General features: G+C 59.3%; 12 protein-coding genes. 8 read left to right on the top strand and 4 right to left on the bottom strand.

The window, feature by feature from the left end; translation table 11 throughout:
• The first annotated feature begins 76 nt into the window (after window positions 1-76).
• Complete coding sequence (locus BLP23_RS19295) at window positions 77-514, top strand: VOC family protein (protein ID WP_092586443.1); 438 nt, start codon at window positions 77-79, stop codon at window positions 512-514.
• A gap of 149 nt (window positions 515-663) precedes the next feature.
• Here the strand turns inward: BLP23_RS19295 and BLP23_RS19300 are convergent, their stop codons facing one another.
• Window positions 664-1,035 carry a DUF423 domain-containing protein gene (locus BLP23_RS19300; RefSeq protein WP_092586444.1) on the bottom strand — a complete coding sequence of 124 codons (372 nt, stop codon included), beginning with the start codon at window positions 1,033-1,035 and terminating at the stop codon, window positions 664-666.
• An 8-nt stretch (window positions 1,036-1,043) separates the two neighbouring features.
• Window positions 1,044-1,433, bottom strand: coding sequence for a group II truncated hemoglobin (locus BLP23_RS19305; RefSeq protein ID WP_092586445.1), 390 nt, complete (start codon window positions 1,431-1,433; stop codon window positions 1,044-1,046).
• 153 nt (window positions 1,434-1,586) lie between these two features.
• On the opposite strand from BLP23_RS19305, the gene BLP23_RS19310 reads away from it, so the two are divergent.
• From BLP23_RS19310 to BLP23_RS19320, 3 genes are all read left to right on the top strand, one after another.
• Window positions 1,587-2,150, top strand: a complete 564-nt coding sequence (locus BLP23_RS19310; protein ID WP_092586446.1) for a TetR/AcrR family transcriptional regulator — start codon at window positions 1,587-1,589, stop codon at window positions 2,148-2,150.
• Between the two features lie 21 nt (window positions 2,151-2,171).
• Window positions 2,172-2,513, top strand: a complete 342-nt coding sequence (locus BLP23_RS19315) for an SMR family transporter (RefSeq protein WP_092586447.1) — start codon at window positions 2,172-2,174, stop codon at window positions 2,511-2,513.
• Between the two features lie 191 nt (window positions 2,514-2,704).
• Entirely contained in the window at window positions 2,705-3,748 is a 1,044-nt protein-coding gene (locus BLP23_RS19320; protein ID WP_092586448.1) for a Gfo/Idh/MocA family protein, read from the top strand.
• A 54-nt stretch (window positions 3,749-3,802) separates the two neighbouring features.
• Here the strand turns inward: BLP23_RS19320 and BLP23_RS19325 are convergent, their stop codons facing one another.
• The gene (locus BLP23_RS19325) at window positions 3,803-4,993 is read right to left on the bottom strand and encodes a glycosyltransferase (RefSeq protein WP_092586505.1); all 1,191 of its coding nucleotides are present in this window, start codon (window positions 4,991-4,993) and stop codon (window positions 3,803-3,805) included.
• Window positions 4,994-5,296: 303 nt separating this feature from the next.
• Between BLP23_RS19325 and BLP23_RS19330 the strand changes: the two genes are divergently transcribed.
• From BLP23_RS19330 to BLP23_RS19345, 4 genes are all read left to right on the top strand, one after another.
• Window positions 5,297-6,637, top strand: a complete 1,341-nt coding sequence (locus tag BLP23_RS19330; RefSeq protein WP_092586449.1) for a polysaccharide biosynthesis/export family protein — start codon at window positions 5,297-5,299, stop codon at window positions 6,635-6,637.
• A 32-nt stretch (window positions 6,638-6,669) separates the two neighbouring features.
• A complete protein-coding gene (locus BLP23_RS19335) occupies window positions 6,670-9,930 on the top strand; it encodes a nucleotide-binding protein (RefSeq protein WP_167363938.1) in 3,261 nt (1,086 codons plus the stop codon).
• A 7-nt stretch (window positions 9,931-9,937) separates the two neighbouring features.
• Window positions 9,938-11,236, top strand: a complete 1,299-nt coding sequence (locus tag BLP23_RS19340; RefSeq protein ID WP_092586451.1) for a glycosyltransferase family 4 protein — start codon at window positions 9,938-9,940, stop codon at window positions 11,234-11,236.
• Window positions 11,237-11,444: 208 nt separating this feature from the next.
• On the top strand, window positions 11,445-12,128 hold the full coding sequence (locus BLP23_RS19345) for a sugar transferase (protein WP_092586452.1): 684 nt from the start codon (window positions 11,445-11,447) through the stop codon (window positions 12,126-12,128).
• A 463-nt stretch (window positions 12,129-12,591) separates the two neighbouring features.
• Here BLP23_RS19345 and BLP23_RS19350 read toward each other — a convergent pair whose 3' ends face one another.
• The gene (locus tag BLP23_RS19350; protein ID WP_167363939.1) at window positions 12,592-14,085 is read right to left on the bottom strand and encodes an oligosaccharide flippase family protein; all 1,494 of its coding nucleotides are present in this window, start codon (window positions 14,083-14,085) and stop codon (window positions 12,592-12,594) included.
• Between the last annotated feature and the right edge of the window lie 56 nt (window positions 14,086-14,141).

Consider the following 14,141-nt stretch of genomic DNA (forward strand, 5'->3'; position numbering starts at 1 on the left):
GCCTAGATGGCCGCCAAGGTTGGGGGCACCTCGAGCGTCCGTTGTTAGACCAGGCGACACCTTGGAGATTGGAAACATGGCGCTCAAGCGGATGGATAACGTAGGAATCGTCGTCGAAGACCTCGAAGGGACGATTGATTTCTTTTGCGAACTCGGCCTCGAGCTCGAAGGGCGGGCCACGATCGAAGGAGAATGGGCCGGACGTGTCACTGGACTGGGCGATCAGCGTGTCGAGATCGCCATGATGCGCACACCGGACGGCCATAGCCGGCTCGAGCTCTCCCGCTTCCTTACGCCGCCTGTCGTCGCAGATCACCGGAACGCCCCGGTCAACGCCCTAGGCTACCTCCGCGTCATGTTCGCCGTGGACGACATCGACGAGACGCTTGAAAGGCTCCGCACGCGCGGCGCGCAGCTCGAAGGTGAAGTAGTCCAGTATAAAGGCGCGTATCGGCTCTGCTACATCCGTGGGCCTGAAGGGCTTCTCATAGGACTCGCCCAAGAACTCGGCTGAGCGCAATACGAAGACAAATGGCGAAGAGTGTCCAATGTCAGGGAGCACGTCCGAGGCCGACCCGCCTGTTCGAGGACCATCCCTCGACGGTCGGCCGCGTTCTCGCTCGGTCGTAGTCAGCCACTGACGTTCTCAAACGGACTCTAAGCTTATGGTTTGGTGCGCATCAAGCCGCCGGCGGCGATCGCCAGCCAGCCGAGCATCATTGCCCAGCCGCCAGTCGGTGCGGCAAAGGGAAATAGCCCGATCCCCGCAAAACGCAGCATCACGAGATCGCCGGCAAAAAGCAATGTGCCAACGATGATCAGAAAACCGGCTAGCCGGGCGGTTCTGATCTCCTTAATGCCAATGGCGAGACCTAATAGGGCAGGGGCGTGTGCCAGGCACATGGCGGAGGCGGAGGCTGCGAGCGCGGCCTCACCACCACCATGGGCCGCGACGGCCGCAAGTGCCACGCCTGCGGCGCCGAAAAGACCGGCAAAGACAAAGAAAAGCGGTGCGGCACGCGTGTTCGAGATCATGGCGGATACTACTCCCTGTTCTGCATATGAAACGCCAGCCGTTCGATAGGCGGCCAGATGATCTCACGCAGCTTCTCGTTGACGATCGTCTCGTCCATTGCACGGCGGAAGCAGAGCAGCCACTCGTCACGCTCGACCGGGCCGATCGCGGCGACGAAATGGCGGCTGCGCAGCCGCGGATGGCCGCGTTTGTCAGTATAGAGCGGCGGGCCGCCGAGGTAGCCGGTCAGATATTCGTAGAATTTCTCCTCGCTACCTTTGAGACTCGGCGGATGGAGCGCGCGGACACGCCTTGCCTCCGGCAGCGTGTCCATCAGCTCGTAGAAACGCTGCGTCAGCGCCCGCACCCCGAGGTCGCCGCCGATCGCCTGATAAAGCGTGATAACTTCTTCCGTCAAATTCCGTCCCCTGAATGCACTTCTTAATGCACTGCTGCTGCCCTATTCGCAATCGGTTGCGATGCACCGCGGCATTTCGCCCAGGTTGCCTGAGACAGAGCGGTGCCGCAGATTCTGATTGACAAAACCGTCCAGACGGTATTTTTATAGAGCATGTCAACCGCTCATCATCGCAAGAAACAGCCTGTTCTCGTGCGCCGGCAATTGCTGGACGTTGCCGCACGCCTTGCGACGGAGCAGGGCATGGCGTCGGTGACGCTCGATGCCGTCTCCGGTGCATCCGACATCAGCAAGGGCGGCTTGCTGCACCATTTCCCGACCAAGAACGCTCTGCTGGATGCGTTGTTCGACAGTCTGCTCGAGCGTTTCGATCAAGAACTCGGTGAACTGATGCGTGCCGATGCGGTGCCGCACGGGCGCTTCACGCGCGCCTATCTTTTGGTCTGCGCCGACATCAGCAAAAGGACGGATGACTCCCGTCACTGGACGCAGGTGACGATTGCGATGCTGGCCGAGCCGCGACTGCGTCGGCGTTGGCGAGAATGGGTGCGCGAACGGGCGGAAGAATATGTCGGCACCGACTCGTCGATCGATGCTCAGATCGTGCGTTTTGCTGCGGACGGTCTTTGGCTTGCCGACGCGACGGAAAGCCAGTTGATCGGTACTGCCGAACGCAGCGCGCTGATTGCGCGGCTTGCCGAACTCACGAAGCGCTAATTATTTTCGAAGGACAAAACCATGAGCCCGGCTGCCGTCTACGCGCTGCTTTTCGCCGCAATCGTACTGGAAGTGATCGGCACGACCGCGCTGCAGCTCTCGCAGCAGCTCACGCGTTTCTGGCCGAGCGTACTTCTCGTCGTCTGTTACGCGGCTGCCTTCTACGTCCTGTCGCTCACTTTGAAGGTGATCCCGGTCGGCATCGCTTATGCGATCTGGAGCGCTTTGGGAATAGTGCTGATTTCGGTGGTCGGGCTTGTCTATTTCAAGCAGCGGCTCGATCTACCAGCCGTGATCGGGCTCGGGTTGATCATTACCGGCGTTCTGGTCGTCAACCTCTTTTCGAAATCCGTTTCTCATTGATTCTTCTCGGTTTTCTCCACCTATTGCCTCGCTTTGCAAGAGCAGCGCCAAGAGGTCTATGTGGCGGCTGCGTTGACGAGTATCGCGGATGCCCCAAATGAGCCGGTAAGGAAGGCACTGGAGCCGATTGAAGAGCGCGGCCGCCCGAAACCGCACCGGACGGCCAAGCCTCTCACTGCTAAGGAGTATTCATGCGACTACTCGTTCTTGGTACGGGCGTGATGGCGAAGAACCAGTTGCGCCATTTCGCGCACATGGATGGTGTCGACGTCGTCGGCGCGGTCGATACCGATCCTGATCGCCTGAAGCTCTTCGCCGATGAATTCGGCATCGAAAAACGTTTCCGGACATTGGACGACGCCATAGCCTGGGGTGATTTCGACGCTGCAACGAACATCACGCCGGACCGCATCCATCACCCGACGACCATGACGCTGATTGCTGCCGGCAAGCATGTGCTCTGCGAAAAGCCGCTGGCGGAAAACTATCCGAAGGCTCTGGAGATGACGGAAGCGGCGGAAACGGCAGGGGTCGTCAACATGGTGAACCTCACCTACCGCAACGTCGCGCCGCTGCAGCGCGCCCGCGAGATGGTGCTCGCCGGCGAGCTCGGCACCATCAAGCATGTGGAAGCATCCTATCTGCAGAGCTGGCTCGTGTCACGCGCCTGGGGCGACTGGCGCACGGAATCGACTTGGCTCTGGCGCCTTTCGACCGGCCACGGCTCGACCGGTGTTCTCGGCGATGTCGGCATCCACATCCTCGATTTTGCCGCCTATGGTGCAGCGACCGATATCGATCACGTCTTCGCCCGGTTGAAGACCTTCAACAAGGTACCGGGCGGCCAGATCGGCGAATATCTTCTGGATGCGAACGACAGCTTCACGATGTCGCTCGACTTCGCCAATGGCGCGCTCGGTGTGGTGCATGCCAGCCGCTGGGCGACGGGCCATTTGAACGAGCTGAAGCTTCGCATCTACGGCGAGAGGGGAAGTCTTGAGGTCAACCATCGCCCTTCCGGCTCGGAGCTGCGCGGCTGCCTCGGCGAGAATGTCGAGAGCGCGACCTGGAGGGAGATCGAGGTCGCTCCGGTGGCGACAAACTACCAGCGCTTTGCCGAAGCGGTGATGAGCGGCCTTCAGCCAGACCCCAACTTCCGCCACGCCGCCAACCTGCAGAAGGTGATCGATCTTGCCATGATCACTGAGCGCGAACGGCGCGAACTGAAGGTCTGATTTCGGCGTGAAGCATGCAAAAACGCTGCCCGCCCTGCCAGCGCGGGCGCTCCGTCAGTGGACTATATCCGTTCCAGGCGGGGGGACGGGGAAGACGCTGTCCAAAGGAAACCGGCGGGTCTCCGCATGGGAGCTCGCAGCAAGCGCGCTACTTCTTCTCGCCCGAAGTTCCTCCTGGATGATCGAGTCCATGCCGAACCTGAAGTTCCTGGTGCTGAACCTGGCTGCGTGCGTGCGAACGATTTCGGGATCGAAATCCTCGACGTGTTCTTCGAACGCACGCACTGCGTCGACGATGGCTTCAACATTCTGCTCATAGAAAAGGAGGCCGGTTTCTCCCGGCACGACCGTCTCAAGCGCTCCGCCACTGCCGAAAGCTATGACCGGCCGCCCGCTCGCCATGGCTTCCACCGGGACAAGGCCGAAATCTTCCTCTCCGGGGAAGATCAGGGCGCGGCATCGGGCCAGTTTTTCCTTGAGAACCGGAAAGGGCACCCGCCCCAGGAATTTCACGGTCGGCCCCGCGATCGACTTCAGCATGGCAAGCTCTTTGCCTTCGCCGATGACGACGAGGTTGCGTCCCATCTTGGAAAAGGCCCTCACGGCGAGATCGACCCGCTTGTAGGAGACGAGCTGCCCGGCGCAAAGATAAAAGTCCTCGATGGTATCCGACGGCGCATAGTCCTCAACTGCTACCGGCGGATAAACGACCGTGGCGGAGCGTCCGTAGTACTTGCCGATGCGCGCTTTTACATGGTGCGAATTCGCGACAAAACGGTCTACGCGCATGCTGGTGCTGACATCCCAGGACCTCAGAAGCGGGGCGATCACCGGAAGGATCATTCTGGAAGCGAGGCCGGCATGCGAACGATAGACGTGATAGTGGTCCCATATATAGCGCATCGGCGAATGGCAGTAGCATACATGTGTCGAATGCGGCGGAGCAATGATGCCTTTGGCGGGGCCGGATTCGCTTGAGATGATCAGGTCGTATCCGCTGAGGTCGAGGCTTTCGAGCGCGAAAGGCATCAGCGGAAGCAGCGACTGATAATGCCTGACGGCACCCGGCAAGCGCTGCAGAAACGACGTCTTGACAACATGCCCCCTTATTTTTTCGGAGACACGGCTTTCATCGTAAACGAGGGTGAAGATGTCAGCGTCTGGGAACATGTCGCAGAGGGCCTCGACGACCTTCTCGCCGCCGCGCATCGAAACCAGCCAGTAATGAACAATCGCGACACGCATGATGACTCCCTCGCCAACCAGTCGAGTCATCATCGTTGAAGCGGGGGACATTCCACAGAGCCTAGATTGGTCTGCAACGGCCCTAAAACGGTGTAGAACCACGGCCGAAAGACCTATGTGGAGCGGACACTTGGTCGGAGATACCGCAACTGGAGGAAGCGGCTGGTGGTTTTCTACTCCGTCTTCCTCAGATTGGACTAAAGCATGCTGCGTCGCGGTGGATTTACTCGAATTGCATTAGGCGCATCATCGGAATTCGGCGGTTTGCCCGCTGCAGAACGACGAGGAGAACAAGGTCGCGCCATGCCCATTGCTGCCGTACGCAATTCAAGAACCGCATTGCCCGGCGCCCGTCGTGTCCTCCGCTTCATCATGGCGGCAGGGCTCATTGGCACCGCTTTGACCGGACAAGCCGTCCATGCCGCAGACGACAGCTACCGCATCAGAGCGCAGACTAGGATGAAGGTCTCGGTCGTGGAATGGGTGCCTTCAACGGGCGAGTACAAGGAATGGACGGCTCTCAACGGCGACTACGCCGTGTCTCAGCGCGGCGACATCTCGATGCCGATGGTCGGCGAGATTGCCGTTCTCGGCAAGACGACGGAAGAGACGGCGCTCCTAATCGGTGAGAGGATCAAAAAACTGACGGGGCTTGCGACCGCTCCCATCGCCTCGGTTGAGATCGCCAAATATCCGATGGTCTATGTTACGGGTGCCGTCGAGCGACCGAACGAGTTCGAATTCCGGCCAGGACTGACCGTCAAGCAAGCGCTTGCTCTGGCTGGCGGACGGGAGCGCCGCAACGACCGCTCCGGCGAGTATGCCGACGCCGAGCAGATTCGTTACGCCGGAGAATTCAGCCGCCTCGAGCTTCAGGCAAAACAGCTCATGGCCCGCCGCGCCAGGCTGATCGCCGAGCTGAACGACAAGCCTTCGGTGGATTTTCCTCCGGAACTGACCGGAGCCCCCGAAGGTTCAGTCGTGAGCCAGATACTGAAAAGCGAAAGCGCTCTCTTCACGGCAAGAGCCGACGCCTTGCGGCACCAGCTGGAATCGGCAGGAGATCTCATGAAGCTCTTGCGAAGCGAGATCACCGTGCTCGACGAGAAGATGGTGGCGCAGGAAAGGCAAGTCCAGATCGCCCAGGATGAGCTTGTCGACATTGCGAAGCTTGTCGACACCAAGATCCTGACCACCTCCCGCAAGACATCCCTTGAACGCATCGTAGCCGATATGCAGAGCGACAAGCTCGATCTGGTCGTCGCGTCCATGCAGGCCAAGCAGAAGCTGAATGAAACCGAACGCGAAGCACTCAACCTGAAGGGCCAACGCAAGACCGAGGTGGGGCAGGAACTGCAGGTAACAGAAGCGGAGCTGGAAGACGTGCGGTTGAAGCGCTCCACGACCGTTCAGCTGCTGCAGGCCGCAGGCGCATCCGTTGCACGCTATGAAAGTCTCCAGGCCGTCGACGTGCAACCGCTTGAATATTGGCTGACCCGCGGCGGCGACTCGGGCACCGCCGCTCCGGTTCCGGATAGCGCTGAGCTTGAGCCGGGCGATGTGCTGGACGTTCGCTACAATGTCTCCAAGAACCTGGACGGCTCGATGCTTTCGTCCGCCAATCCTCCTCCGCGGGTGCAGTAAACCACATGAATTCGAGGATCGGGCAAAACAATATGGTTGTTCACGACATCGGCAAGCTTATCCCCGGCGATCAGTTCGGCAAGAAACAATCAGCTGACACGGAAAATATATCGTTCGGCGACATATGGCGCTTTCTCAGGCGCCACACGTTGATACTTGCTTTCTTCACAGCGGTAGGCGCTGCCGCGGGCGGTGCTTACGTCGCCACCCAGCCCCCGCTCTTCTTCGCGGCTGCCCGCCTCGTCATGGATCCCGAGCAGGGCCGGATCGCGTCCCAGGATGCTTTCACTGGAACGATCATCATCGAGGCGGCTGAAATCGCCAGTCAGGTGGAGATCATCCAGTCGGAGCCGATTGCGAAAGCGGTCATCAACAAACTCAATCTCTCCGAGGATCCGGAAATTCAGGACGGTGCGTCGTGGCGGTCAATCGTCAAGGACTGGCTTCAGTCGATGATCGGCGAAACGGCTGCACCCGCCGCACCCGGCCAGGAGGCGTCGGACGAGGAGATACTCATGCGCAGGACGATGGCGTCGTTCCTGTCGCGGGTCTCGGTCGTCCGGGTAGGGCAATCCTATATCCTCGAAATCGGCTACAAATCTACCGATCCGCAAAAGGCGGCTCGCGTCGCGAACGCCCTTGCGCAAGCTTATATGGATTCGGCCGTCTCCGCGCGCGCCGCAGCAGCGCAAAGCGGGGCGAACTGGCTGGAAACCAGGTTGATCGATGTGGAAAAGCAAGCCCGGCAGGCAGCATTGGATGCAGAAGCATTCCGGGCCATGAATGGCATCATGGAACTCGGCACCACATCGTCCCTGGACCAGCAGCAATTGTCTGAGATCAGCAGCCAAGCCATTTCTGCAAGCGCCGACACCGCGGCCGCCTCCGCCAAGCTCGATACCCTCAATCGGCTGATGGCGGGGGAAACGGTTGGCGGCAGCGTTCAAGAGACGATCGACAACCCCCGCATACAAAAACTCCAGGAGGACGTCAGCCTTGCCACGACCAGGCTGAACAACCTGATAAGCCGCTACGATCCCGGCAATCCCGCGATCGCAGCCGCCAAAGAGGAAGTTGCACGGCTAACCGGCGATATCAGGAACGAACTCGTCCGCATCCAGGAGTTATACAAAACGAACCTGCAGGTCGCGCAAACCCGCGAACGGCTCCTCAATGACCAAATGGCGGCGCTGACTGCAACCGGCACGGATAAAAACCTGGCGCGTGTGAAACTCACGGAAATGGAAAGCCGTGCGACGACCTATCGCCGCATCTATGAAGGAATTCTCCAGCAACTGACGGGAACGTTGCAGAAGCAGTCTTTCCCTCTCGGAGATGCCCGTATCGTGACGGCCGCGTCCGCGCCGCTGACGAAGAGCTCGCCGAAACCCTCCATTATCCTGCCCTTCACCACGCTGATGGGCCTAGCCGGTGGTCTCCTGCTCGCGCTACTTTTCGATGGAAGGGGCAAGGGGATTCACCTGAACTCCAGGCTGCGGCAGGAACTCGGTATAGCGTCGCTCGGAAGCCTGCCTCTTCAGGGCGCAACGGCGGTTTTGCCCGCCGGGGCGAAGGCGGCAAACCTGCAGGCCGCGATGCCGTTGCGGGGCGTGCTCGATGCGCCCTATTCCGATTTCACCGAAGCCTTGCGAGGCGTGAAAAACTCCATTGGCTCGGCATTCCGCCCCAATTCGCCAATCGTCATTGGCATCACGTCGGTCGGCAGCGGCGAGGGGAAGACGACGGTTGCGGCGAACCTCGCGCAGCTCTACCAGAACGAAGGCACGCCGGTCGTCCTCGTCGATGCCGATTTCCAAAAAGGCTTCCTGAGCAAAGTGGTGAGCGCCGCCGGGGAGGACTTCGGGCTCGGCTTGCTGCGGATGGCTCATGTTGGCACGCATGAGCCGCAAGCCGCCGAACATGTCGTGGCGGGTCACGATGAGCACGGCCGCAGGAGCAGGAGAAACAGGGACGACGAGCATGCTGAAGCCTCCGCGCTGGTTCCCGTGCTGACCGTCGAGGAGACAAGGCGGTCTGCCGCGTGCCACCAGATATTCGGTCATCTTGCCGCGCTCAAGACGGAAATTGAGTTGCTCCGCCAGAACTACGGCGTCGTCATCGTCGATCTTGCGGCATTCGAGGGCTCGGCGGATACCCGGCATATCTTCAACTATCTGGATGGCGTCGCCATTGTCGTCGGCAAGCCGAAGAAAATGACCATCGAGCGGCTGTCGGCTGCGCTTGCGAGCTTCGGCACGTCGCGGGTGAACCTGCTCGGGATCATCGCCAATCGCAGCGGCGGCACGAAGCGTTCACCGAGAAAGCCGGATCCATCGCGCCCGAGTGAACCTGCCGTAAAGCCGGCCGCTTCCCATCTGGCCTTCACTGACAAGCCGCGCGGGCGCCCGCTCAAGGTGGCCGTCGGCATCGCGAGTTCGGGCAGGCGAGAAATCCTTTCTGCCGTGCTTCCCCATATATCGCACCAGACGCGTCAGCCCGAGGAGGTCGTCATCTGCGTGCCCTCGCTTGAGGATGTCGACCGAACGAGCCTTTCCTCGCTCGCATGCCCGGTCAGGGTACTGGTTTCAGAGCGCGGACTTTGCCTTCAGCGCAATACAATTCTCGACAGCATCGTCGATGCGGATGTGGTGCTCTTCCTCGACGACGATTTCCTGATGACGCCCACTTATATCGAAGACACTGAGCTGCTGTTTCGCAGCCGGCGCGATATCGTCATGTCGACGGGCACGGTCATCGCCGACGGGATCACCGGGGCGGGTATCTCGGTCTGCGACGGCCTGAAACTCGTGCAGAAGGTTCGCCGCCCGCAGAAACGGGAGAAATCCTTTAAGCCGATCTATAATGCCTACGGCTGCAACATGGCTGTCCGTGTTTCGGCGGTCGTGGCTTCAGGCGTCCGGTTTGACGAGAATCTGCCGTTTTATGGCTGGCTTGAAGATGTCGACTTCAGCCGCATGATGGCGCAATTTGGCGAAGTCATTTGCGCTGACCATCTGCAGGGCGTGCATCTCGGCACGAAGGCCGGTAGAACGACCGGCATCAAGTTCGGATATTCGCAGATCGCCAATCCCATCTATCTCATGCGCAAGAACACCCTGAGTTCGGGACGGGCGGCTGCGCAAATGGGCCGGAACCTGGCCGCCAATCTTGTCAAAGCCTGGCGCCCCGAGCCCTGGGTCGACCGGAAAGGGCGTCTCAAGGGCAATGCGATCGCAATTTTCGATCTTCTGATGGGCAGACTTGCCCCGCAGAATATCAGGACGATGGGGTAGAATCGTGATGCAGCGCTATCCCGATCGTGTTGTCGTCATCAATGACCGTTCGACAAAGGTCGGGGGAGCCTCCAACCTTGCCATTCTGTCGGCGCATTTGCTCAAACGCGCCGGCATTCCCGTAACCTATCTGGCGGGCGACGCGGCAGGAAGCGAGCTGCCGGCCGACGACACTATCAATCTCGGCGGCGCACCGCTCACCGCCCAGGGGCGGATCGCAGCCTCGATCAACGGGCTTTACAACAGGCAGGCGCTCGATGCCGTGCGCGAGGTCATCGATAGTGCTGACACGGCCTCGACCATCTATCACGTCCATGGATGGTCGAAGATCCTTTCGCCTTCCATCTTCCAGGCCCTGTGGCCCGTACGCCAGCGCGTGGTTTTGCACGCACACGATTATTTCCTGTGCTGCCCAAACGGCGGCTTTGCGAACTACCGGAAAGACACCGTCTGCACGCTCACGCCGATGTCGGTGCCGTGCATGATGACGCAATGCGACAAACGCGGCTATCACGAGAAGATCTGGCGTTCTGCACGCCACTTGCTGCGTGAGCGGCTCTATCCGACGGACGAGCTCCCGGCCAATATCGTCATCGTGCATCAGCGGATGCGTGAATATTTCGAGCGCGCCGGCATCTGCACCGATCATATCGAGACCATTCGCAATCCGGTGGAGCCGTTTCTGTGCAGAGGGGCCGAACCCTGGACGATGCGGGATTTCTTCTTCGTGGGAAGGCTCGAACCGGAGAAAGGGTTCGAGGATGCCGCGCGGGCAGCGCGCCTTGCCAATGTGAGGCTCCAGATCATTGGCGATGGCGCCGGCCGGTCGATATTGGAACGCGACTATCCTGAAGTCGTCGTCCACGGCTGGAAAGCGAAAGGGGAGATGCACGAACTGCTGCGCAATGCGCGCGCCATCGTCGTGTCGTCGCGCGTGCCGGAACCTTTCGCGCTTGCGGCCGTGGAAGCGATCGGAAGCGGAATTCCCGTCATTGTGCCGGACGCCGCCTTGTTGGGAAACGAGCTTGAGGAATTCGGTTGCGCGCTGACATTCAGGACGGGGAACATCGGATCGCTGGCGACGGCGATGCGACGGCTCGCAGCCGATGATGGAGTGGTACGCTCCATGAGCTTGAACGGCCTCAGCAGGGCGCCCGGGCTTGCTCATTCGCCGGAAACCTGGGGCGAAGCGCTGATCGCTCTCTACGGGCGGATCTTGGCGCGAACGAGCTTGGCTGGTGTTGCGGGCCGGCTACCTGAACGATCCGGCAATCGATCCGCTGCCTATCGCCGTCCGTTCATTTAATTGAACGGCTTCAAGCAGATACCCTTATTGAAAGCGGTTGCGTCTCATCGTGTATCGACAGTTTTAAGAGGTGAATAAATCAATGGTCCCGCCATCGGTATTCGAGCCTACTTCTATCTGACTAAGGCTTAGCCGTTCTGGTCAATTGTCTATTCTGGCCGACACTGCCAACCTTAACTGTGGGTTGAGACATAAACGGGGTTTCAAAATGCTATCGTTCTTTGATGGCGTTGCTCAGGACGGGCAATCGGCTCGACTACGACGGCCGACGTCGAGAGATTATCGCCTGAAGCGTGCCGGGGACATCCTGATTTCCGGATCGGCTCTGGTTTTCTTTCTGCCGTTTTTTGCGCTCATCGCGGTGGCCCTGCTGCTGGTTGATGGGCGGCCGCTCATATTCCGACACGAGCGCGTCGGCCGCGACGGCCGTTCATTCCCATGCCTGAAATTCCGCTCGATGCGGAAGGACGCCGATGCGCGGCTGGCCAGCATTCTCGCCAGCGATCCCGTGCGGCGCGCCGAATGGAATGAAACCCAGAAGCTGGTCAACGACCCGCGCGTCCATTGGCTTGGAAAATATCTCCGGATGACGAGCCTCGACGAGCTGCCGCAGCTCTGGAACGTCTTTTGCGGCGAAATGAGCCTTGTCGGGCCGCGGCCGATCGTGGCCGACGAAATGGAGCGTTACGGCCGTCGGATCCATTACTATCTCGCCATGACGCCTGGCCTTACCGGTCTATGGCAGGTGCACCGGAACAAGGATACGACCTATGATGAACGGGTGCAGTTCGACGTGGACTATTATCATAGCTGCTCGATGTCGGCTGACTTGAAGATTATCTGGAAGACGATCGGCATCGTTCTTTTCGCGCGCAACGAATCTACCAGATGAAAAATGCCATCACGGCGCCCCATATCACCAGGCAAAAGAGAATGGCCGCCCACCGCAGAACGATTTTTGCGGTGGGCGAACGCGTGCGTTCGAAAGGGACTTTTGAATGCATCCGTCCGGCCTCCTGCCGACGTTTCAACACCAAGACCCTTGGCTTCGAAACTGGTTGGGCTTAGACGCCTTGCTTCGCGCAACTTCAAACTGAACTGCCCGCAAAATGATCTTCGCTTCGACGAAGGCAACAGCAAGCATGAATGTCAATCGACATGCCAGTTATGCGTCCGGTTGTGCTCCTTTTATGGCGATTCTCCTGTATCTCACAAGTCTACTTGGCTTTAACAGCGGTTTTATGGCCTGAAACATAAGGACAGCAGAGGCTGTATTTGACAGCGGCTTGCGCCTTTCGATCAGAGAAACCGATAGATTATTCCGTGACTTGATCGAACCGGCCGAACTGCATCCATTAAATGGCCGGCCTGAACCTCTTTCTCAGATATTGCATGACGAAGTCGTATTGATGCAGTCCTTCTGACGAGGACATGCGGGCCATGAAAAACATGCTGCCAAGATAGACAAGCGCTGCAGCGGCGGTCGTTGCAATCGATAGCCACAACTGCCGCAGAGGATGGTCAACGGAGTCGCCGAGATAGATCCCCGGCACCAGGCAGAGCGCCATCAGCAAGATCGGCGTGAAGTATTTGACCCCTTCCTTGGCTTGCCGGACAAGGCTCAGGCCGATCGATGCACGGACGATGGCAAGTGAAGTGGTGAGGCTTATCGCGGCCGCGATCGCTTGTCCGGCCAGTATGCCATAGAGCCCGTAAGCATATCCGAGCGAGCAGATCAGCATCAATTTGGAGCAAAGCTCGATGACGTTCTTGACGACGATCAGATGCATCTTGTCGGCCAGAAAGCAAATGGAGTTCACGAGTGCCGTGGGAAGGCTGATGATGGCGATCAGCGGCAGGCATGTGAGGATGAAGGCGGCACCATGCCAGGAAGGCCCAAGCAATATCGTGACGACCACATCCGCAAGGATCGACAGAAACACGAGCGCCGGCGCGACCAGGAAGACGATCGTGCTTGTGGCGCGCAGATAGGCTTCACCAAGCTTTTCATGCGACGGAATCTGCGAGAATGCGACGAGAAACGGCCTGAAGAGCGGTTGGACCACCGACTGATAAGGAACGGCAGTAATGTCGCTTGCAACGGAATAGCGGCCGAAGGAAACCAGGTCCATAAAGCGGGGCAGGAGGAGTTTTTCGAGCTGCCAGTTCACTGATTGGAGAATTTGCGACAGCATGTACCATCCGACAATGGGCGCAAATATCGCCCAGTCCTTGAGTGACAGAACTGGCCTCTGTGGCGCATAGATATACGAGACGATCATCATCAGCATCGGGCCGACAACCGTGCCAACCGCGATCGCCCAGTAGCTTCCGGTATACAAGGCCACGGCTACGGCGGCACACAAGGAGGCTATCTTGCCCGCAGCCTCCAGGATGAAATCTGGGCGAAAATCGAAGCGCTGCGTAAAAAGTATCAGCTTCGGGCTCTTAAGTCCGCGCATGACAGGCGCCAGCGAAAGCACGCAGATCAGGGTGGTCAGCCGCGGCTCGTCATAGAACAATGCGAGCGGATAGGCGAGCGCACAGAGCAGCATGCCAACGATCAGACCTCTTGTCAGGCCGATCGTCAGAGCCGTGTCGAACATATCCTTGGTTGGCGAGGGGTCTCTGATGAGTGCGGCGGCAACCGGCATCTCGAAAATTGCCTCGGCTATGAGAACCGAGGACATCGCCATAGCCACCAGTCCGAAATCCGATGGGCCGAGCAGCCGGGCGAGACACAGGAGCGTTATGAAATCCAGTGCCTTCGAAGCCAACTTGCTGCCGACCGTCCAGGTGCCGGCTTTTGCCGTCAGGCTGGATAGCGACGATGGCTCACGCGAACTCATTAATACTACTCCATCGGTGCCGGCACTTTGAAGATTACCAAAATACGGCGAAGGCC

This window comes from Rhizobium mongolense subsp. loessense, from assembly GCF_900099775.1.
Classification (GTDB): domain Bacteria; phylum Pseudomonadota; class Alphaproteobacteria; order Rhizobiales; family Rhizobiaceae; genus Rhizobium; species Rhizobium loessense.